The following is a 401-nucleotide window of genomic DNA, read 5'->3' as shown; positions in this document are numbered from 1 at the left end:
GGGCTTAAGGCAGCTATGAGACTTTGATGATTAGAACTTTGCTGTTGTGGTGTCAGTATCTCAATTGCTTCGACAATTTCAGTCCATGCCGCCCCAGGCTTTTGATTTTGTAGTACAGGATCACTCGGTTGACGATGCACATGGCCTAAGCCAAATATCACTTCAGCGCTCGGATCAGCACTCATAAGTTCTGCCCAGTGGCTGCGATAGGCCTTAATACCAAATTCTGTAGATGGAATTTCAATGCAACGGTCAAAGGACAAATAAACAGCCTGATATTTATCGCGTTTAGTTTGCAAACTGTCCCGACTATTGGCGCCTGTGTACTGGGATTTAACCTGCTTTAGAGCCAGTTCCCGGCTCATCTGTCTGGCCTGCATTAAATCGTCAACGCCTTCATC

At 46.1% G+C, this 401-nt stretch carries 1 protein-coding gene; it reads right to left on the bottom strand.

Features of this window, described 5'->3' with window-relative positions; translation table 11 throughout:
* On the bottom strand, positions 1-401 hold a 401-nt coding region (locus BKE30_RS16095; protein ID WP_406564691.1), incomplete at both ends, for a hypothetical protein.

The sequence above is a fragment of the Alkanindiges hydrocarboniclasticus genome, assembly GCF_001982605.1.
Classification (GTDB): domain Bacteria; phylum Pseudomonadota; class Gammaproteobacteria; order Pseudomonadales; family Moraxellaceae; genus Alkanindiges; species Alkanindiges hydrocarboniclasticus.
The sequence above is the reverse complement of the archived record's forward strand: the minus strand, read 5'-3'. Positions and strand labels throughout refer to the sequence as shown.